The 20,684-nt window shown below is 44.7% G+C and carries 17 protein-coding genes; 14 read left to right on the top strand and 3 right to left on the bottom strand.

Annotated features, from left to right (window positions below; translation table 11 throughout):
* Positions 1-32 precede the first annotated feature (32 nt).
* The 3 genes from AAFP14_RS00440 (at position 33) to AAFP14_RS00430 (ending at position 3,570) form a co-directional block, all read left to right on the top strand.
* Positions 33-1,808, top strand: coding sequence for a trypsin-like peptidase domain-containing protein (locus tag AAFP14_RS00440; protein ID WP_341730380.1), 1,776 nt, complete (start codon positions 33-35; stop codon positions 1,806-1,808).
* 32 nt (positions 1,809-1,840) lie between these two features.
* On the top strand, positions 1,841-2,395 hold the full coding sequence (locus AAFP14_RS00435; RefSeq protein WP_341730379.1) for a COP23 domain-containing protein: 555 nt from the start codon (positions 1,841-1,843) through the stop codon (positions 2,393-2,395).
* Between the two features lie 95 nt (positions 2,396-2,490).
* Positions 2,491-3,570, top strand: a complete 1,080-nt coding sequence (locus AAFP14_RS00430; protein ID WP_341730378.1) for a S1 family peptidase — start codon at positions 2,491-2,493, stop codon at positions 3,568-3,570.
* Positions 3,571-3,741: 171 nt separating this feature from the next.
* Here AAFP14_RS00430 and AAFP14_RS00425 read toward each other — a convergent pair whose 3' ends face one another.
* Positions 3,742-4,803: a mannose-1-phosphate guanylyltransferase gene (locus AAFP14_RS00425; RefSeq protein WP_341730377.1), complete on the bottom strand. Its 1,062-nt coding sequence runs from the start codon at positions 4,801-4,803 to the stop codon at positions 3,742-3,744.
* Positions 4,804-5,161: 358 nt separating this feature from the next.
* Positions 5,162-5,773, bottom strand: coding sequence for a thylakoid membrane photosystem I accumulation factor (locus tag AAFP14_RS00420; RefSeq protein ID WP_341730376.1), 612 nt, complete (start codon positions 5,771-5,773; stop codon positions 5,162-5,164).
* 189 nt (positions 5,774-5,962) lie between these two features.
* Between AAFP14_RS00420 and AAFP14_RS00415 the strand changes: the two genes are divergently transcribed.
* The 7 genes from AAFP14_RS00415 to psbM all read left to right on the top strand — a co-directional run bounded on the left by AAFP14_RS00415 (position 5,963) and on the right by psbM (position 14,846).
* A complete protein-coding gene (locus AAFP14_RS00415; RefSeq protein WP_341730375.1) occupies positions 5,963-6,874 on the top strand; it encodes an undecaprenyl-diphosphate phosphatase in 912 nt (303 codons plus the stop codon).
* Positions 6,875-7,023: 149 nt separating this feature from the next.
* Positions 7,024-7,713: a CPBP family intramembrane glutamic endopeptidase gene (locus AAFP14_RS00410; protein WP_341730374.1), complete on the top strand. Its 690-nt coding sequence runs from the start codon at positions 7,024-7,026 to the stop codon at positions 7,711-7,713.
* A 102-nt stretch (positions 7,714-7,815) separates the two neighbouring features.
* Positions 7,816-10,374: an AAA-type ATPase lid domain-containing protein gene (locus AAFP14_RS00405; RefSeq protein ID WP_341730373.1), complete on the top strand. Its 2,559-nt coding sequence runs from the start codon at positions 7,816-7,818 to the stop codon at positions 10,372-10,374.
* Between the two features lie 182 nt (positions 10,375-10,556).
* Positions 10,557-11,960, top strand: coding sequence for a TIGR03279 family radical SAM protein (locus tag AAFP14_RS00400; protein WP_341730372.1), 1,404 nt, complete (start codon positions 10,557-10,559; stop codon positions 11,958-11,960).
* 182 nt (positions 11,961-12,142) lie between these two features.
* Positions 12,143-13,999 (top strand): TolC family protein, encoded by a 1,857-nt coding sequence (locus tag AAFP14_RS00395; RefSeq protein WP_341730371.1) that lies wholly within the window; start codon positions 12,143-12,145, stop codon positions 13,997-13,999.
* A 116-nt stretch (positions 14,000-14,115) separates the two neighbouring features.
* A complete protein-coding gene (locus AAFP14_RS00390) occupies positions 14,116-14,412 on the top strand; it encodes a 2Fe-2S iron-sulfur cluster-binding protein (RefSeq protein WP_341730370.1) in 297 nt (98 codons plus the stop codon).
* 320 nt (positions 14,413-14,732) lie between these two features.
* Positions 14,733-14,846, top strand: coding sequence for a photosystem II reaction center protein PsbM (gene psbM / locus AAFP14_RS00385; RefSeq protein ID WP_332955092.1), 114 nt, complete (start codon positions 14,733-14,735; stop codon positions 14,844-14,846).
* A 111-nt stretch (positions 14,847-14,957) separates the two neighbouring features.
* Here psbM and AAFP14_RS00380 read toward each other — a convergent pair whose 3' ends face one another.
* Positions 14,958-15,809 (bottom strand): universal stress protein, encoded by an 852-nt coding sequence (locus AAFP14_RS00380; protein WP_341730369.1) that lies wholly within the window; start codon positions 15,807-15,809, stop codon positions 14,958-14,960.
* A 250-nt stretch (positions 15,810-16,059) separates the two neighbouring features.
* Here AAFP14_RS00380 and AAFP14_RS00375 point away from each other — a divergent pair, with 250 nt between their 5' ends.
* The 4 genes from AAFP14_RS00375 to AAFP14_RS00360 all read left to right on the top strand — a co-directional run.
* On the top strand, positions 16,060-16,554 hold the full coding sequence (locus AAFP14_RS00375) for an acyl-CoA thioesterase (protein WP_341730368.1): 495 nt from the start codon (positions 16,060-16,062) through the stop codon (positions 16,552-16,554).
* 57 nt (positions 16,555-16,611) lie between these two features.
* Positions 16,612-17,694, top strand: coding sequence for a DMT family transporter (locus tag AAFP14_RS00370; RefSeq protein WP_341730367.1), 1,083 nt, complete (start codon positions 16,612-16,614; stop codon positions 17,692-17,694).
* Positions 17,695-17,720: 26 nt separating this feature from the next.
* Positions 17,721-18,905: a D-alanine--D-alanine ligase family protein gene (locus AAFP14_RS00365; RefSeq protein ID WP_341730366.1), complete on the top strand. Its 1,185-nt coding sequence runs from the start codon at positions 17,721-17,723 to the stop codon at positions 18,903-18,905.
* A gap of 188 nt (positions 18,906-19,093) precedes the next feature.
* The coding region (locus tag AAFP14_RS00360) for a hypothetical protein (RefSeq protein WP_341730365.1) at positions 19,094-20,684 on the top strand (1,591 nt) is incomplete at its 3' end.

Here is a 20,684-nt window from a genome sequence, read left to right as displayed (position 1 = left end):
AATATTAGTTAAGATTGGAAATGGATTATCCTATGACAATTAAGTTTAAATACGGACTTTCAGCAGCGCTGATCGGTGCAACCATAGCAGTGGTCCAGATGCAAAATGCGGTAGCACAAACCGCCGAACAAGTCAACAAAATTGCTGAACAAATTACAGTATTAATTGAAGGACAAACTCAGGGTTCAGGGATAATTATTGCTAGGGAAGGAAGTACCTATTATGTACTGACTGCCAAACACGTAATAGAGGGAGGAGGCGAATTTAAAATTCTCACCCCCGATCGCAATTCCTTCCGAGTCGAAAGCAGCAACATTATCGAATTACCGGGAGTCGATTTGGCGATCGTACCCTTTGTCAGCTCTGGCAATTACGAGATAGCACAATTGGGAGATTCTAAAACAGTCACCGTCGGAGAACAAGTCTACGTTTCCGGTTGGCCAAAGCCAGGGGAAACGATTACAAGACAAATTCGTCAGATGACAGCCGGACAAATTTCAGCTCGCGAGCGGGTAAATGACGGGTATGAATTAATCTATACCAACCCCACTCGTCAGGGAATGAGCGGAGGGCCAATTCTCGATCTTCGCGGCCGTGTGATTGGCATTCACGGACGTACAGATGCAAACAGAGAAGAGACTATCGCCAAAGCCTGGGTAAACTTAGGAATTCCCATCAATACCTTTGTGGAACTGGCTCCTAAAGCTTACGCCGAACAGGGAAAAGAAAAACTGAAACGGCAAAATTATCAAGGGGCGATCGCCGATTTCAGCCAAGGACTGCGATTCAATCAAAACTCCGCCGATGTTTTCAACGGTCTAGCTTATGCTAACTTCGCTCAAAAAAATTACAGAGCAGCTCTAGAAAATGCCATCAAAGCTATCCAAAACAATCCCCAATTAGCCGAAGCTCACCGGGTTCGTGGTGCTAGCAACGCTCAATTGGCAAATCATAAAGAAGCGATCGCCGACTTCGATCGAGCTATCCAAATCAATTCTAACTTTGCAGATGCCTACGGCCTGCGGGGTGTCAGCCGCGCTCAAATCAAAGACTACATAGGCGCCAACGCTGACATAGCCCAAGCCATCCGCCTAGCTCCCAACAGCCCCGTTGGGTACAACCGTCGCAGCGAAGTACGTCGGATAGTCGGGGACAGCGAAGGAGCCAATGAAGACAATCAAAAAGCAGCATCCCTCGCGGGAGCAGCAGGAAATGAAGATGGCTTCCAAATGGCACTCAACAGCGGGCTGGGAATATCTTTACCGAGAAACCAAGTCGCAAGAATGGAGCCACAGCAGGCTTCCCGGAGTGTGTCACAAACAGCTCCAGCACCCAATAACTCCCTAGAAGCTAAGCAACCAAGGGTAATACCTGCGCCAAAACCAGAGCCAATTAGTCAGCCAGCACCTCAAGCGATGCGACAGGCTACATCGCCGGGAGCCGAATCAGCACTTCAAGCCTTAATTCGCGGCCAGCAAACCTTCCGCACGCGCAACGGTGCATTTACTGGTACTGTCAGTTTGCTGCAACGCTCCTTTAATATTCAACTTCCCATGTCGAAGTTCAACTTTGCGATTCACACGACTACTAGGGGAGCATATCACTATGCTATTCCTCTCAACCCCAGTCAAAAAGCCTATGTGGGAGCAGTGTTTTTGACGGAAACAGCTAATAATAGCAATCCTGTCACAGTGTCGATCGTCTGCGAAACCGATGAAGCCAGCAACATCCGCCCGCCAGATCCCCTATACGTTCAGGGTAAACCCATTTGCCGTCCTGGTACCTCGCCGGTGGGTGCTAGTAATTAAGTTTTTAACTAAAAAAACCAGGAGTTTTGAGGATGAACAAACACAAGCTATTGAGATTGAGTGTTGCGGCAGGATCGATCGCCTTTGCTTTTAGTGCGATCGGGAGCTATGCTAGTGCTCAAACTGGCCTTCAAACCAAAGCATTTGTCTGCGGTCAAAGCAACGGTGTTCCTGCAACCATTGCTCAGACTAATCGCGGTGACGTACCGGTGATCCGGTGGACTTCCGATCGTTTCCGCGAAGCAGGCTACAGTGAGCAACGGCGCTGTCTGGAAGTATCTGCCAGATTTCAGCAATACTTCCTAAACGGAAAACTGAACTACCTAACGACTGGTATGATGAACAACCAGCAAGTAATTTGTATTGCCAATAGCGAAGGAGGTAATTGCAGTGGATTACTATTCACCCTCAAACCAGGCAGCGATCCAAATCAAGTATTAAAGAGTCTCATGGCTGTGCGCGTCCGCGCTTCAGGCCCACTCAATGAAAGCACATCTCGTCTTTATATAGATATGAGCCAATATCTCGAACAGGCTGCTGTAGAAAGTGAGCGGAATTCGCAATCTGATAATACTCCTGTTTGGTAAGACTGCATAGAATTTGAACCCCCCAACCCCCCTTAATAAGGGACAAGATGCTTCTGTTTAGTCCCCCTTCCCATTAACTAAATTATGTAATTTTGATGAATTGGCTTTCCCTAGTAATTTTTAGCTGTACTACTGGTATCTTAACCGGAGTAGCCATTCAAGTACACAGTCGAGGTTTTTCTGGGACAGAAATTGTCCGCACAGATGCAGCACTGCAACCTCAAGAATCGAAAGTTCAACTCACAAAACTCCCTGTGAATTCACTAGCGGCTCAACCACTAAATTTGCCGGGAAAAACAGTCAAACCATTGTCACGGGAGAACCAGAAACAACCGCTTCCCCAGAGGGCGGAAGATTTAGCCAAAACAGCGATGTTTCAGAAAGCTCGTTCAATTACTGTGAAAGTGTTTTCGGGGGATAATTGGGGTTCCGGGATTATCATTCAGCGTCAAGATCGAGTTTATACTGTGATTACGAACGATCATGTATTGCAGTCAGGGGAAACCTATCGCATCCAAACTCCCGACGGTAAAATTCACTCTGCTACCAGATTTTTGCCAACTCAATTTGCCGGGAAAGATTTAGCAATGTTGCAATTTACCAGTACCAAATCCGACTACACAATAGGTATATTGGGAAGTTCTGCAATGGTTAAAGAAGGGGATAAAGTATATGCTGCTGGGTTTCCTGCTGAAGTTAAAAAGTCAGATCGAGCCGGATGGAAATTCACTACCGGACGAGTATCGCTCATACCTGAAAAATCCCTCGAAGATGGCTATCAACTGGGTTATGACAATCAGATTGAAAAAGGGATGAGCGGTGGTCCTGTGCTGAATTTGGCTGGTGAGGTGGTAGCTGTCAACGGAATGCACGCTTATCCGCTTTGGGGAGATCCTTATGTGTTTCAGGATGGATCGAAACCCTGTGAACCGATGCGGGAATTAATGGTGCGATCGAGTTGGGGAATTCCCATCGAAAAGTTTCTGGAATCAGCGCCACAGTTTTCCAAGAAAATGGCAGAGAAACAACCTAAAGATATTAGTTTAGAGCCACCATCTCAGTTGTTGGCTCATGGCGTTGGGAAATCTAATTTAAGAGTATCTCAATCTGCTTGTAACACTGCTAACCTGATGCGACAACAGGCTGCTGCTGCTAAAAATTGCACTCAGCTTTAGCTAAACAGATGAGAATCCCCACACTATATATAACACCCTGAAAAAATAACACTAACTAAAGGGTAAATATTGCCCGCGCCCGCAGGCGAGAAACCCGGTTTCTACAATTTTTGCGTTAGATAACGAAAAATTTATGAAGAAAACGGGTTTCTGATATCGTCGTCTCAGTCGTTACAGCAAATTTTGCAATTTCTCATCTTCTCCCAATACTTTGATTACTTGTTTAATCTCCTGGGTTCTCTCTTTTTTCACAATCAAAGTCACATTGCCATCTCTGACAACTACCACATCTTCTAAACCAATGGTGACAATGACTTCATTCTCATCCGCTGCATAGAAAATGCCTCCTTTGGTATCAATGCCGACGTGTTTTGCTAATTCGACATTCGGTTTGTCTCCTTGCAGCAAACGGGCGATCGCATTCCAATCTCCCAAATCGTCCCAACTAAATCCTACAGGCAAAACACAAGCTTTTTGCGTCTTTTCCATCAGCGCATAATCAATGCTAATTTTCGGCAATTCTGAGTAAGCCTGGGCCCCTTTTGCCTCCAAAGCAGCCATCATTTCCGGTACATAATTTCGCAATTCTGTCAAGACAGTGCCAACTCGAAATACAAAAATTCCGCCATTCCAACTAAATTTGCCGCTGGCTACAAATTCCTCAGCGGTGGCGCGATCGGGCTTTTCGGTAAACCGGGCGACGCGGTACGCCGGAAAACCGCCAAAACTGCCGATTTCCTCCCCTTGTTCGATGTAGCCGTAGCCAGTGGAAGCATAACTCGGTTTGACTCCCAAAGTGGCGATCGCATCCTGATTTTTCGCCAAATCCGCCGCCGCGGCCAAAGTCTTCTCAAACTCCTCCGGTTCCCCAATCCAGTGATCCGCGGGGAAAAACCCGACAACCGCATCCTCACCGTAACGCTTAGCCGTTTCTATAGCCGTCCAAGCCACCGCGGGCGCAGTATCCCTCCCCTCCGGTTCCGCCAGCAAATTCTCAGGAGGTAGCAGCGGTAACTGTTCTCGCACACCATCGGCCAACATTTCTGATGTTACTACCCACAAATCTTCCCAGCCGTTACCTAATGTTAATAGTCTTTCAGCAGTAGCTTGCAGCAAACTCTTACCGCTACCATCGAGACTCAAAAACTGCTTGGGGCGCTGCTTGCGACTTAGCGGCCAAAAACGTTCGCCTTTACCGCCGGCGAGAATCACGGGAATTAAGGTTCTGGTCATGATTTGAGGTTAAACAGTTCACATCTATTTTGCCTTGATAGCTTTAGGGATGCAAGGGTTATTGGTTATTTGTGATTGGTTATTTGTGATTGGTTATTTGTGATTGGTTATTTGTTAGATAAATTCCAGTTGTATCGGAATGATTTAACCGCGAAGGCGCGAAGGAAGAGAAGAGAGAGTTTAAGAATTTTGTTGTTGGTTATTCGTTGTTCGCTGTTGTTTATTTGTTATTGACAGCTCCTCACAAATTCCTGATTACTGCTAATAGCTCATTCCTGACTAATAACTAATAACCCATAACCCTTAGACCCTTCGCTCAGGGTACTGCCAACAACACACAACAACAAATAACCAATTACTACTTCGATAGCTCAGTATTTAGTTCGTTCACAATCCGCCGTTTTAACGGGAGTGATTTGTCTCTAGGTAGCAAATCAAATACTTTCCTAAAGGCATCATCTACCTGCTCAAAGGGCACTTGTCCTTTCGCATTAAAAACAACTTTACCCGATTGATCGAGAATCACTGTTTGAGGTACAAAACCTTCGTAATAATGGCTCGGATTGGTTAATTCTGCTGCTGGTTTTGCAGGAAGCGAATCGATGGATACAGGGATAAAATCGGCTGCCCGACCGTAAAATTCCTGGAGGTTAGAGACAACTATAGCGTATTGCTTGCAGTCGCTACTATCATCAGTGTAAAATACCAGTAATACTGGTTTTTTGCGTTTGAAAGAATCTTTGATCGTGACTTTGGGAGGGACTAGGGAACCGTTGCCACCATAGAGGGCAAAAATTGTACCGTCGAAGCGATCGTCTGTGAGAGTTGCGTAGGCTGGTGCTGGGCTAATGAACAGGATGAAGCTAAGGGCGATCGCCAAAGTTAAAACACTAGCAGACAAGATTCGCCGCTGCCAGCTTTTGCCAGAAGCAATAGTAGCAATTAAATTTTGGTAGTTGGAAAATATCATAGTTTGTTGGCAGTTGCTGTAAAGTGGCGAAAAAGCGTGCAAAACACGATTAATTTTATCAGCAAATGTCGGCAAATGCTGGTCAGTGGGTTAAATTGGTTCTTGACTACCTATTTTAAGATGTTTTTAGTTGCGATCGGCACTAAGATTCAGCTCGAATAGGAACTGACAACTAGGAATTGACAACAAATGATTGCTTTGCTTGACGTAATTCTAGCTCAAACCCCGGCTGCTAATGTTGCCGGACCCGATCCAATTAGTGTATTTGAGGCGATTGTTTTAGGAATTGTCCAAGGATTAACTGAATTTTTGCCCATCAGCAGCACTGCTCATTTGAAGGTAGTTCCAGTGGCTCTTTGGGGCCGCGATCCCGGTGTTGCTTATGTTGGTGTAATTCAATTGGGCAGCATTGTGGCTGTGTTGTTATATTTTTGGAAAGACTTGACAACTATAACTATTGGTGCATTTAAAGCTATTACCCGCTCTGACTATGATTCTCAAGAGTTTCGGATGGCCCTGGGAATTGGTTTGGGTACTATACCTATTATGCTTTTTGGACTGTTAATCAAGATATTTGTTAAAGATTTTGACAAATCGCCACTGCGGAGTTTGGGGGCGATCGCCATTGCTTCCATCGTCATGTCCTTACTATTAGCAATAGCCGAAAAAACTGGCAAGCGTCAACGGGATTACGAAAAATTAGAAGTCAAAGATGGCATTATCATGGGATTAGCTCAAGCAATGGCAATAATTCCCGGTGTTTCGCGATCGGGTTCTACCCTGACAGCAGGATTATTCATCGGATTACAAAGAGCTGCGGCGGCAAGGTTTTCTTTCTTGTTAGGAATTCCGGCAATTACTCTGGCTGGTTTAGTTGAGTTGAAAAGTGCTTTGGGTGAAGGGGTTGGTGAAGGTACTGTTGTCGCTTTGATAGTGGGAACAATTTCATCCTTTATATTTTCCTATATTTCCATCGCCTGGTTGATGAAATTTCTGCAAACTCAGAAGACCTGGATTTTTGTCTGGTATCGGCTGGCCTTTGGTGTAGCGATTTTAACTGCCCTTGCTGGCGGTGCATTGAAAGATCCATCATTATTATAGAACCTACTTTCCGGCCTGTTTCACAATAAACAAACAGGCCATAAAGCCTGTTTCATCATGTGGTAACAGGCTATTTGGTCGCTCCCAAATCGGTAGAATAAGCATCTATAACGCCTGATAATTATAGAAATTTTACGGGAGTCAATATCATGGTCGAACATAGCGATCGCCAAAATGCGAAATTAGCTCTAATTCTGGTAGTTCCTGCCGCTAGCATTGGTGTAGCAATGTCCTTATTTATTGCTCCCGGAATAGTCGGAACCATAATTTCAGTATTGGGCGGACTTTGGCTAATATTTTTACCCCTCGTCTGGTCTGTTTTGCGCGATCGCTACCAACTGCATTTATCCCCACCCAAATATCAAGAATTGTTAGTAGGCATGGTTTTGGGACTGTTAATGTTCGGGATAATTATGGGTACTTACTGGCTGTTCGGTCAACAGTGGCTCGATGCGGCTGATGCCAAAACCAAGGTGCAACAAATGGGGCTGGTCAATCCTATATTTTTTTTAATAGTCCAAGGCTATTTTGTACTAATCAACTCATTGATTGAAGAATTTATTTGGCGCTGGTTTGTCTACAAAAAGTGTGAGATTCTCATACCTGGAACCGGATCAATATTTCTGAGTGCTATATTTTTTACTCTTCATCATATCATTGTTTTAGCAGCTTATACGCAGTGGCAAGGAGTGATGTTAGGCTCCTTAGCAGTATTCCTAGCTGGGGTAATTTGGTCGTGGTGTTATCTCACCTATCGTTCGCTTTGGGCTAGTTACATCAGTCACGCGATCGCCGATTTAGCCCTGTCAATTATTGCTTGGAAAACAATTTTTGGCTAATGTACCGTTTGAGAGGAGGGCGATCGCGCCGTGAGGACTTCTACAAGCTATGATAGATCCGACAGCAAGCTATCACCATTCGGCTTTCGCCGATGCTAAGCGATGTCTACCGAAACATTAATTAACTGGCTAGAATCCAACACCGAATTAGGCATATTATCCCGCGAGATTTTACAGGCGATCGCTAGTGAAATACAACTGGCAACCTTTGGGCCTGGATTTCGAGTGGTACTCGAAGACACGCCTGTCACAAATCTTTATATCCTCAAGCAAGGACAGGCCGATCGATACCGGCGCAAACAACCGGGCTTGATGTGGGCTAGTAGTTTATTACCAGGGGCGATCGTCAATTTATCCGCCCTCCAACGTTCACAACCAGCAGATAGTCGAATTATCGCTCGGACAGAATGTCAATTTTTGGTAATTAATGCCGATCGCTGGCGCAGTTTGCTCGCAACATATCCACCCATCACCGAAGCCTATACCCAACGTTTAGCAACGAAATTAGAGCAGCTAGAAACAGAAATCGCCTACGAGCGAGAGCGTCAAAATGCCCTCCGTAGCTATCTAGTACCCAGGGCGAAACGGGGAGTAATTGGGAATAGCCGTTATGCGGTGAAATTGCGCCAACAAATTCGCGCAGCATCTAGCGACGATCGAGCCGTATTAATCTCTGGCGAACCGGGGTTAGAAAAAGATAATTTAGCCGCTTTAATTCATTTCGGTTCTCATCGCCGCAGCGAGCCAGTAATTCAGCTAAAAAGTGCCTTGCTTCAAACCAATGGAGCCGAATTATTCGGGCGTTTGGGCGGTAAACCGGGACTCTTGGAATGGTTGGGTGAAGGGACATTAATTTTAAATGATGTCCAAGAATTACCAGAGCAATTATGCCCTCAAATTCAGCAATTATTAACTGATGGAACCTATACACTAGCAGTAAAAGAAGGACAAATACCACCGCCACCGCGTTCTAGTAATGCTCGGATAATTTTAATTTCAGAAAGCGTTCAACCCCAGCTCGATAAACTGACACACCATAAGATTAAAGTACCCTCATTGCGGGTCAGGAAAGCAGATTTAGAGGCACAGGTTAACTATTATCTCAACCTCCTTTGTCGCCAAAAGAAATTAGAAAAACCCCAAGTCACGCCGGAAGCTATTCGCCGTTTACAAGCCTACGACTTTCCAGGGAACTTACGAGAATTAGAAGGAATGGTCGATCGCGCTTTAGTTCAAGCACAGGGAAATCAGGTATTAACGGAAGAAGTGTTTTGGGCTCAAGCAACTAAGAAACAAAAGTTTCGGCTGAATTTATTAAATATCTATCCTAAATTTCGGCAATTTTTACGGAGCGATTGGTATCCCGATCGCGTGAATTATTGGTTTACCAGTTGGATATTTGCATTGGTGGTAATCATCCTGTTTGTCGCCCCCCAAGATAGACAACATAATTTTGCCCTCAATATTTTTTGGGCTTGGTGGTGGCCCTTAATTTTATTATTATTTCCCCTGATTGGGCGGTTGTGGTGCGCTTTTTGCCCCTTTATGATTTATGGGGAAATCGTCCAAAAACTATCGCTAAAAATTTTCCCTCGAACTCTCCATAAATGGCCGCGCCAACAAGCTGAAAAATGGGGTGGTTGGTTTCTCTTCGGACTATTTACCCTCATATTTCTGTGGGAAGAGTTGTGGAATTTAGAAAACACCGCCTATTTATCCAGTTGTTTATTGTTACTTATCACCGCCGGAGCAGTAATTTTTTCCCTCATCTTTGAGCGACGATTGTGGTGTCGTTATTTATGCCCAATCGGGGGGATGAATGGCTTATTTGCTAAACTCTCAATTATCGAACTCCGCGCCCAACAAGGAACCTGTGCCGCTGAATGTACCACCTACCAGTGTTATAAAGGCGGCCCTGGCTTGGGAGAAGGATTAACCACTAATGGATGTCCGATTTATTCCCATCCCGCCCAATTAAGTGATAATAAAGATTGCGTCTTGTGCATGACTTGCTTAAAAGCCTGCCCCCATCGATCGGTAGAATTAAATCTACGCCCCCCCGGCATCGAATTATGGACTACCCATGTTCCCCACAGTTATGAAGTCGCCCTGTTATTTCTATTATTAGGCGGCATCTATCTCCATCGCTTACCTGAAATCAATGATTTATTAGGACTAGGCATCAATTTAGACCAATTTATCCCTCATTTAGGAATTTCGATCGCGCTGTTAATTATTCCGCCCCTGATTCCCCTAAGCGCCTACGCAGTCATGCAGGCAATTTATCAATTGGGAAAAGCAGAAACCATGCCATTTACTACCTATAAACCTCTGTCCTTTGTCTCCCTCGCTTACGGTTATTTACCCCTAGTCTGGGGCGGGAGCTTGGCTCACTATTGGCGATTGGGTTTGCAGGAAGGTGGCCGATTGATTCCCGTAACTTTTGCCACTTTCGGACAAATTAGAGAGGATTTACCGAGTTTTGTCGGCGATCCAGCGGTGATTAGTTTCTTGCAGGGCTTAACTTTAATTATAGCATTTTTAGTAACGATATTTGTGACTCAAAAAATTGCCAAGCGCTCCCTGAAATCTTTGATGCCACAGCATTTAGCGAGTTTGTGTCTGATGGTAAGTTTGTGGTATGCGATCGTGGGTAACTAAAATAATTTATAGCCGACGATTCAAGCTGGCGTATTTTCAGTCGATCGCACTTCACAAACTGCTATTTTTATCCCGCAGGGCGCGGTTGACAAAAGGGTTGAATTGTGATAAATTTGAGAATCAAAAATAAAAAAATAAATTCAAAAATAATTTATCAAACTTGAAAAAAGTCGTGCAAAATTATGAGCGAATTATCAACAAAGCCAGCCCGGATCACCAAAGTCATCCCCGACAGCATCGCCGCCGAAATTGGATTTGATGTCGGTGACTCAATCCTTGCCATCAACGGTGAAAAACCCCGCGATTTAATCGACTATCAATTCCTGTGCGCCGATGAATTTATCGAACTAGAAGTATTAGATAGCAAAGGCAAAGTTCACAAATTAGAAATCGAAAAAGATTACGACGAAGATTTAGGTTTAGAATTTGAAACAGCGCTTTTTGACGGGCTGATTCAGTGCAATAATCGCTGTCCTTTCTGCTTCATCGATCAACAGCCACCGGGAAAGCGCGAAACTCTCTATCTCAAGGATGATGACTATCGATTAAGTTTTCTCTATGGTAGCTATCTCACTCTCACAAATCTTACTCAAAAAGAGTGGGACAGAATCGAACAAATGCGACTTTCTCCTCTCTATGTTTCCGTACACGCTACGGAACCGGAAGTGCGAATTAGGTTGCTGAAAAATCTGCGGGCTGGGAAAATTTTAGAACAAATCAAATGGTTTCAAGAACGTCGCCTACAAATTCACGCTCAAGTTGTTGTTTGTCCTGGCATTAATGACGGCGAACATTTAGAACGGACTTTGTTAGATTTGGCAAAGTTTCATAGGGGAAATATCCCCACGGTTGCATCGGTGGCTGTGGTGCCGGTGGGTTTAACTCGCTTTCGTCCAGCCGAAGATGAACTAATCGCTGTCACACCTGAAAAAGCGCGAGAAGTAATCGCGCAAGTGCAGAAAATTCAAGCTGTTTTGAGTCAAGGTAAAAAAGGCACAACGGCGAAAAAGCAGAATTCTCAATCGCGCTGTATTTGGCTGGCTGATGAATGGTTTTTAATTGCAGGTTTGGATTTGCCGATCGCCTCTGACTATGCAGATTATCCCCAAATTGGTAATGGTGTGGGTTCGATCCGCCAATTTATCCAACAGTTTGAAACTGCTTTCGCTAAACTGCAACCGCTGCAAGTTAATTCGGCGCGCAAATTAATTTGGGTAGTCGGAAATGCTGTAGAAAAAGCTTTTGAGCCGATCGCCCAACGACTCAATCAAATTCCCGGCTTAGAAGTTAAGATGGTAGCATTGTGCAGCGACTATTGGGGGCAAAAAATTACTGTCACAGGTTTGCTGACAGGCCAAGACTTGCTCGCAGCTTTGCAGGGAAAAGACCTGGGAGACGGCATCTTACTGCCTAGTGTGATGCTAAAACAAGGGGAACCGCGTTTTTTGGATGACATGACCGTCTTAGAGCTTGCTAGCGTCCTGAAAACGGAGATTTTCCCCGTTACAGGAGTTGAGGAACTAATCTCTGTGGCGATCGGTCTGGTGAATGCTGAGGTGCGATCGACTAATCAACAGACAAAATAGGTGTAACACCTTTTTTGAGTTTCAGAATGGAGATATGGTGAGAGCGGTTTTGCCGATCGGGAAATTTGCAGGTACTCACCTCGGCACTTATTCTAAGCTGGAACTTCTGAGTTTAAACTGAAATTAGAGACCTCTGTCTTGCTTGAAAATTGTCTCTGGAATTGCAGAATAATTTAAAATTTATGCGTGTTTTTCGTCAAATCGTGGTAGTAGGAGTAGGTGCTGCAATTACTTTCGGCAATGTGGGACACAGTGCTGCTGCACAGTCTGCGGCTCAGTCCCCGGAGAATTCGGCCCAAAGTAATCAGCTCCCTGTGGAAGAGAATGTTAAATTAGAATCGCAAACAACGCCAGAACAACCATCAGAGTCGATCGCCCTTTCCCCCTCAAATCAGTCTCAGGAAAACTGGGCGACAGCTAATCCCCAGCCACTAGGCTCTAATTCCCAAAATGCTGACCAAACTCCACCAGTAGTTGCAGTGGAAAGTGCCACACCAGCACCAACTGCGATCGCCCAGGGCGTACCTTCCCCCCAAAACCCCAACATCATTCCAGTGCCGAGTTCCCTGACACCACCACCAAGAAATACTCCGGGCGAAAGTTTCCCCCCTCCAACTCCCAAAGGCATACTAGAAACCCAGCCTCCCAGAACCCTGGAACCCAACTCCAATCCGCTGTTGTTTCCAACTCAACCTCTTGATGTCAGGATTGAAGAAACTCAGTCCATTAGCTTGCAACAAGCAGTTGACCTCGCCCGTCGCAACAGCCAAACTCTGCAAATTTCTCAACTGCAATTACAACAAACTCAAGCAGCCGTGCGGGAACAACAAGCAGCTTTATATCCAGACCTCAATTTTCAAATGAACGCGACCCGCTCTTTGAGCGCCGGTGGAGAAATCCAAGTGCGGAGTCAGCAGCGAATCAACAATTTTCAAGCAAACCAAACCGGACGGCCGGCCACCCAAGCCACCCCAAACTTCGCCAGTAACAGTCTCAACAGCACTTTGCAGTTAAACTACGACGTTGATTTGTTCGGCCGCCGAAGTGCTAACATCCGCGCCGCCCAGGAACAGTTGCGGTTGCGAGAACTGGAAGTGGAACGCCAAACCGAGCAACTCCGCTTTGATGTGACAGATGCTTACTACAACCTGCAAGATGCAGACGGACAAGTGGCGATTCGCGAAGCATCGGTGAGAAATGCTCAACAAAGTTTGCGGGATGCCGAAGCCCTGGAACGGGCAGGAGTAGGAACTCGCTTTGCCGTGTTGCAGGCCCAGGCAAATTTGGCTAACGAACAGCAGCAGCTAGCCAATGCCCGCCGCGATCAGCGCATCCGCCAGCGTCAATTGTCTGAGATCTTAAATATCAGTCAGTCCTCGAACTTGACTGCCGCGGACCCGGTGGAGCAAGCCGGTTCTTGGAGGCTGTCTTTAGAAGAAAGTATCGTACAGGCCTTTAAAAATCGCGCTGAGTTGGAACAGCAGTTGGTACAGAGGGATCTGAGCAAGCAGCAGCGTCGATCGCTTTTGGCCGGGCGTTTGCCTCAACTGAATGTTTCGGGTAGTTATAACGTGCAGGGGCAAAACTCTGATAACCCTAACCGCTTTGCCGCTCGCGGCTGGGCGGACGGCTATGCCATCCAGGCAAGTCTGACTTGGAGTATCTTTGACGGTGGCGCAGCCAAGGCAAGGGTGAAACAGCGGGATGCTGATATTGCCATCGCCGAAAGTAGATTCGATCAAACCCGCAACCAGGTGCGCCGGGAAGTGGAACAAGCTTATTTTGGCTTGGAGTCTAGTTTTGAGAATATCGAAACTTCAGAGGCTGGGGTTTTGCAGTCGAGGGAAGCCCTGCGTTTGGCCAGACTGCGCTTTCAAGCTGGTGTCGGTACTCAGACGGATGTGATTCAGGCGGAAACGGATTTGACTAGGGCTGAAAGAAACCGACTTTTGGCAATTATTGGCTACAACCGCTCGCTTTCGTCTCTCCAGCGCGCGGTGAGCAATCTTCCTGGTAACAATCTCTCCAGAACTCCTTAGAGCTGGGGGCATTTTCCTGGGACGAACAGAAAAATAGGCGATCGGGGATTAAATGTCCGATACAATAGTTAATATTTTGTAATAGAGAACCAAGTCACTGCGTTAAGGAATCGGTAATGGGCAATATCAAGTTTGTGAAGGAAAATCAGGAAGTCATCGCAGCAGACGGAGCCAATTTAAGGCTCAAAGCTCTAGAAAACCGCATCGATTTGTACACTTTTTCGGGAAAGATGATGAATTGCGGAGGCTACGGTCAATGTGGCACTTGCATCGTGGAAATTGTCGAAGGAAGTGAAAATCTTTCCCCCCGCACTGACTTTGAGAACCGCAAGCTCAAGAAAAAGCCCGAAAACTATCGGTTGGCTTGTCAAGCTTTGGTCAATGGCCCAGTGAGCGTCAAGACCAAGCCATAACTGCCACTGGGAATTAGGCCCACGGCTGTTTCATTCTCCGAAAAACAGGGATCGGGTAGGGGTAGTGCCTTTCTGTGCCTACCCCTACCCGATCCCCTTCTCTGCCTTCTGCCTTTGATACCAATTTAATGTGAAGTTGCATATATCTCGATCCCCCTCGCATCCCCCTTAATAAGGGGGACTTTGAGCAGAATCTTGTTCCCCCCTTATTAAGGGGGGTTAGGGGGGATCAGATTCTATGCAGCCTCATAAAAAACTGGTATGAGTGGTATCCTAGTTGTGTGTATTTTCATACTTTTTAGATAGAGGCTGGCGTCTTCATGGAAGTTAACGATCTAGGGTTTGTGGCAACCATTCTATTTGTACTGGTTCCCAGTGTTTTTCTAATCATTCTGTACATTCAAACAGCTAGTCGCGAAGGCAGAAAAGATTAGTAATTTCTGCTATTTTTGTCTAGCTTTGTGTATTATAAAAAAGCGCCCAGAGCTTTTTGCTTTGGCGCTTTTTTAATTTTTCATACCGATTTTAGATTGGGAATTTTGAATTTAGCCTGTCGTCCGGGCCAGCAATACGGGACAATTGGCATAGACTCGCACGTAGTCGGAAAGAGAGTTTCCTAGGAGTCGATCGAGATCGACAAAGGACTTGGCAACACTAGGACGGCGATCCGGTGAACCAATTACTAATAAGTCAGCATTCAGTTCATCTGTAAACCTACAAATTGCTTCCCCAGGCTTGCCTGTGGCACTAACGCAGCGGTAGCTAACTCCCATTTGTTTCGCCAGTGCTACTGCGGGCGCTAATACGGGGTCTTTTTCAGCATTTGCTGTCACATCTTCCGTCGATTTTCCTGTCAAATCTTTCGTGACGTGGACTAAAATTAGTTGTCCGCCATTAATATCCTTGACTAAAGATAGGGCCAGGTCTAAAGATTGTTTGGCGGATTCCGATTTGTCGATCGCCACCATAACACGCTTAATTTTTTTGACGTAAATATCGTCTTTTACTAATAGCATCGGCCGGGATGTTAGCTGGAAAACGTACTGACTGACCGAATTTTCCAGAATTGATTGCAGTCTACCAAACCCCCGCGAACCCATGATGATCAAGTCAGACTGTTCTTCTTCTGCCACTTGGCAAACAGTGGTTTTCGGGTCTCCTTGTTTGAGGCGGGGATTGACTTTGCTCGGATCTATTTTTAAAGATTGAACCGCTTGTGCTAAGATCTTGCCTCCTTCTTCTAACTTGTCTGCCATTCCCTCCGATGTTACTTGAGGTGGCACGACGTGCAAAACAGTGACAGAACTTTGTTGCAAGGAAGGGATGTCCATCAACATATTAAACATCTCTTCGCACAGACCGCGGCCAGCCACCGCTACTAAAATTTTTTCTATCATGGTTTCTTTCGTGTCGAAAAAAGTTGAGTTTTTTTGTACGAGGTTGAACTCGCCGCCCAAAGGCAGAACTCGTTAGCTACAGATCCAGTCAAAACATCAGATATCAACATTTTGACTTTCTGCCTTCAGCATAGGTCACTTCTGCCTTCGGGTAGTCGGAGTTGAGGAATCTAGTTTGCTAAAGTCAAGCATAAGCTTGAAGTTTGCTTTATGATTTGTAGAAATGTAGCGTTTTGGAACGATTTGTAAAGTGTTAGAGAACGATCGAACTCAACCTAAACTCCCACCAGTGGGCGCTATTCAAAGCCTATCTTCGATGGAATCAGGAGGCTGGTTTGAATATTTGGTGCGAGTATACCCTCACCATACTGACTACAGCGGTGCCGTTTGGCATGGTACTTATGTTACCTGGATGGAGGAAGCCCGCGTAGAAAGTTTGCGATCGATCGGCATTGAGTATGCTGATTGGGTGGCCCAGGGCTTAGAATTGCCCGTGGTGGAACTTTCCTTGCGCTACCACCGCGCCCCACAGATGGGACAAGCTGTAGCCATCAAAACGCGGATGTCTGCTAGTGAAGGTGTCCGGCTGCTTTGGGACTACGAAATTCGATCGGCTGACGGCGAGGAGTTGTATGCGACAGCCCAGGTAACTTTGGTGGCGGTAGATGGCGAGAAGGGTAAAATTATTCGCCAGTTACCACCCCTGCTGAAGGATGCTTTTGCAAGACTTTCTATTAAACCTTGATCCGAAACTGCTGTGATAGCAGAAGGAATAAGGAACAAGGAACCAGGAAGAAGGAAAATGTCAAAACAACTGGAAATGCCAGAAACAAATATCGATATACAACAGGAAAAATTAGAGGTAAATGGTTTAAATCCTGCCTTAAAACCTCAACCTAAAACCAGTCTTGTTTTGGCAAACCAGGATGATGATGTTAACAACAATAAACCAAGGGATACTCAAGGGAAGTTTTGGGCGATAGTTTCACTTTCGGCGGCCCTGTTAGCTGTCTCTTTTGCTGCCATTTTTATTCGGTTAAGCGAAGGGGAAATCAGTGCTAATGCTACTGTTTTTAACCGTTTGTGGATCGCAACTTTGGTGTTTGCAGTCTGGAATGGTGTCGGTGAAGCCCGCCGTCGCATCTCTGATGCAGAACCTCAAGTGCGATCGAACTATACCTACCGCGATTTGATGCTATTAATCGCGGTAGGTATAGTTTCTTCGGCTTCCTTGGGTTTTTGGGCTTGGTCTTTGACGAGGACGAATGTCGCTAATTCTACTGTACTGAGAAACTTAACTCCTTTGTTTACAACTTTGGGAGGTTGGCTGCTATTGGGCCGCCGTTTTGACCGCAGGTTTTTAGTCGGAATGGCGGTAGCTTTGGCGGGGGCTATCGCCATCGGCTTTGATGATTTACAAACAGCAGAAGAGAATCTGACTGGCGATTTGGCGGCTCTTTTATCGGCAATGTTCTATGCAGGAAATCTGCTGATAGCAGAACATTTACGGACCAAATTCCCGGCGACAACTATATTAATGTGGCGCTGTTTTATTGGCAGTCTCTTGATGTTGCCACTGGTGTTGCTGGCGGGCGATCGCATTTTCCCTTATTCTTGGCAAGGATGGCTAGCTGTAATTGCTCTAGCCGTGATTTGCCAAGCTTTCGGTCAAGGACTTCTCATCCACAGTCTCGGTCGTTTATCATCAGGTTTTGTGGGTCTTTTCCTGCTGTTAGAACCTGTGATTACTGCCATATTAGCTTGGATACTCTTTACCGAAAATTTGAGTTTGTTTAACTGGCTGGCTTTTTCTGTCGTTTTGGCTGGGATATACATAGCCAAATCTAGCGAGTCTGCGGAAAAAAACATCAAACAAAAACAATAAAATTAGACAGATAGGAAGTAGGAAATATGGTTGAAACATCATCAATTGGGATGAATTCCTGGCATTACGACTTTAGTCTGCTACCTGAATATTTGAAAGTATTTTTTACTAAATTGCGGATTGCGGTGGTATTCGGTGGCGACTGCAACAAACCAGGCTCTGTGATTTACAAAACTCACAATCCTCGCGCTTGGAAAAGTTATGAAGTGGTAGCGAAAGAAATCGCCACTTCCTTAAAAGAAGTAGGATTTAAGCAGGTTTTTCTGATGCCTGACGATCTGAATTTGCCAGACAAACTCAAGGCAGAAAATATCCATTTAGTCTGGCTGAATACTGGAGGCGTTCAGGGATACAATCCGGTTTGTCACACTCCCGCTTTGTTAGAAATGTTGGGAATGCCTTATATTGGTCACAACCCTTTAAATAGCTCTATTTTAGATAACAAGCACGCCTTTAAACGGGAACTGCAATCAGTCGGATTCAAAACTGCTCCGTTTATTATTTGGCATCCTTCTCAAGGAATATTTAAACCAAAATTGCAAGACCGTTTTGCCCTGGCTTTTGGTGATTATTCTGGACCTTTTATCGTCAAGCCAGTATCCGGTCGAGCTTCGTTGCACGTTCATTTTGTAGAAACAATTGACGGTTTGTCTCAAGCTGTTTCTGCTGTTCATTTGGCAACTCACAATACTGCTTTGATTGAAAAATATTTACCTGGAAGAGAGTTTTGTGTTGCTGTTTGTGGCTACGTTACTCACGCTCAAGGCAGTTTTTATAAACAGCACAAACCCTTTGCTTTTTCCACGATCGAACGGGTTTTAGAATCTGATGAATTAATCTTTACTTCTATGGACAAAAAAACGATTACTCCCGATCGCGGAAAGTTGATTGGCCCAGAAGAACCGCAATTAAAGCAGGAGTTAATTGAATTAGCCCAAAAAATTTATTGGGAGTTTAGTCTCAATAGTTTGGTGCGGATTGATGTCAGGTGCGATGAGAATGGGGAACTTTATGTTTTGGAAGCTAATCCCAAACCGGATCTGAAACGCCCTGCGGAAAATGTGACCAGTTTAGTTGCTCTTGGTTTGGCGGAATATAACATGACTTATAATGATTTGATTTTGAGTTTGATCGCCGATCGCCTAGATTATTTACTCAGGAAAGATATTGGTATTATTTCTCATATTGTGGATTTGCTTCATTTCTCCTAGCTCTGTAACGGCTGATAACTTCAACCTCTGCCATCGCTGCGGAGGTTGTAAAGAAATATAAATAGTGTTAAAAAAAATAAATTTTGGAATAATTTGTGATATAATTGACCGGATTACCTATTGACAAAGGTATATTTTGTGTCATAACAGATTAAGAATCTTTAAAATTTATCAATTAAATAAAGCAAATGGAAGCATTACTCTTATTAATAGGATTTGGGGGCGGGTTGTTAGTAGGTTGGGTAATTTTGAATGAGCGAAATAAGCGCAACTTGATGCGGATAGACAAATCGCAGCAGGCTCTGTCGCAGTTAGCCTCGGAGTTGGGGGTAAAAAATGCGGAAATTAGGCAGAAAATTCAGGAAGAAAATCAGCTAAACTTTCAAATTTCGGAGCTGGAAAATTCCTTGAACCAAAGGAATGAGCAACAATACTTGTTAAATACGCAAGTCTCGGAATTGGAAGAGATGTTGGCACTAATGACTGAAGATAGAGTCCAGGTTGATGCTCTGGTTTTAGACTTGCAATTTCAATTAGAAAGTGCTAGAGAAAATCAGTTATCGCTGTCGGAATTGGCCGAAGTTAAACATCAATTAGAAATAGCCGAACAAGAGCGATCGCAACTGAAATTCCAAGTAGATCAAACTCAAGCAGACTTAGAACCATTGTACCAAGAAATTGGCTTGTTTCAGGCGAAAATAGCGGAAGTAGAAGGAGAATTAGCCGCTGCTAATCAAGAAAATTTGCAGCTACAGTACCAAGTGGCAGAAACCAAAATTAAGTGCGATCGCGCCTTGAAAGAAAAAGAGCAAATTTTATTTCAAAAATCTAATCTACAAGCTAAGCTAGATATTCTAGAAGAAGAAAAATTGCAATTCATAAATCAGTTGTCCGAAGTAGAATATCAGCTTAAAAATTCTAATACTGAACGACAATTGTTACATATTCAATTACAAAGTGCTAGCCAAAAGCAAAGGGAAATTCAACCCCAATTATTAAATCTGGAAAAACAGTTGGAGTCTCTGATTGAGGAACGGGAAGCTTTAAGTTATCAAATTTTAGAATTAGAGCCTAAATTGGCAAATGTAACTCAAGAAAAAGCCCAACTGAACGATCGACTGTCTGAATCGCAAGTCCAGTTAGAATCAGAGCATGAAGAACTCTCTGAAATGAAACGGGAACTATCGGAAGCTCAATCTAATTTAGAAGCAGCGAATCAAGAGATAAGTGAATTAAAAGCTCTAATTGTGGCTGGGGAAAATCAGTCAAGGAATATTTTGCAAGAGCGAGAAGAGTTGGTACTACAATTAGCTGCTGTCGAGGATAAAATCAATCAAAATGAGCAAGCTTTATCGCAGTTTCAATCTCAGTGTTCGCAACTACAAGCTGATTTAGAAAAATCTCACCAAGAGCGATCGCAATATTATACGCAAATTGCCGAAATGCAAAGTCAATTAGAGACGGCGCAACAACAGCAAACTAACCTGACAGCTCAAGTATCCGAATTAGAGCAAAGTCGCTCCCAATTACAGTCAGAATGGGAAACAGCACATCAAGAGCGATCGCAATATTATACCCAACTTCAGGAAATGCAAAGTCAATTAGAGACGGCGCAACAACAGCAAACTAACCTGACAGCTCAAGTATCCGAATTAGAGCAGAGTCGCTCCCAATTACAGTCAGAATGGGAAACAGCAAATCAAGAGCGATCGCAATATTATACGCAAATTGCCGAAATGCAAAGTCAATTAGAGACGGCGCAACAACAGCAAGCTAACC

It is taken from the genome of Microcoleus sp. EPA2 (assembly GCA_020882975.1).
Lineage (GTDB): Bacteria > Cyanobacteriota > Cyanobacteriia > Cyanobacteriales > Microcoleaceae > Microcoleus.
The sequence above is the reverse complement of the archived record's forward strand: the minus strand, read 5'-3'. Positions and strand labels throughout refer to the sequence as shown.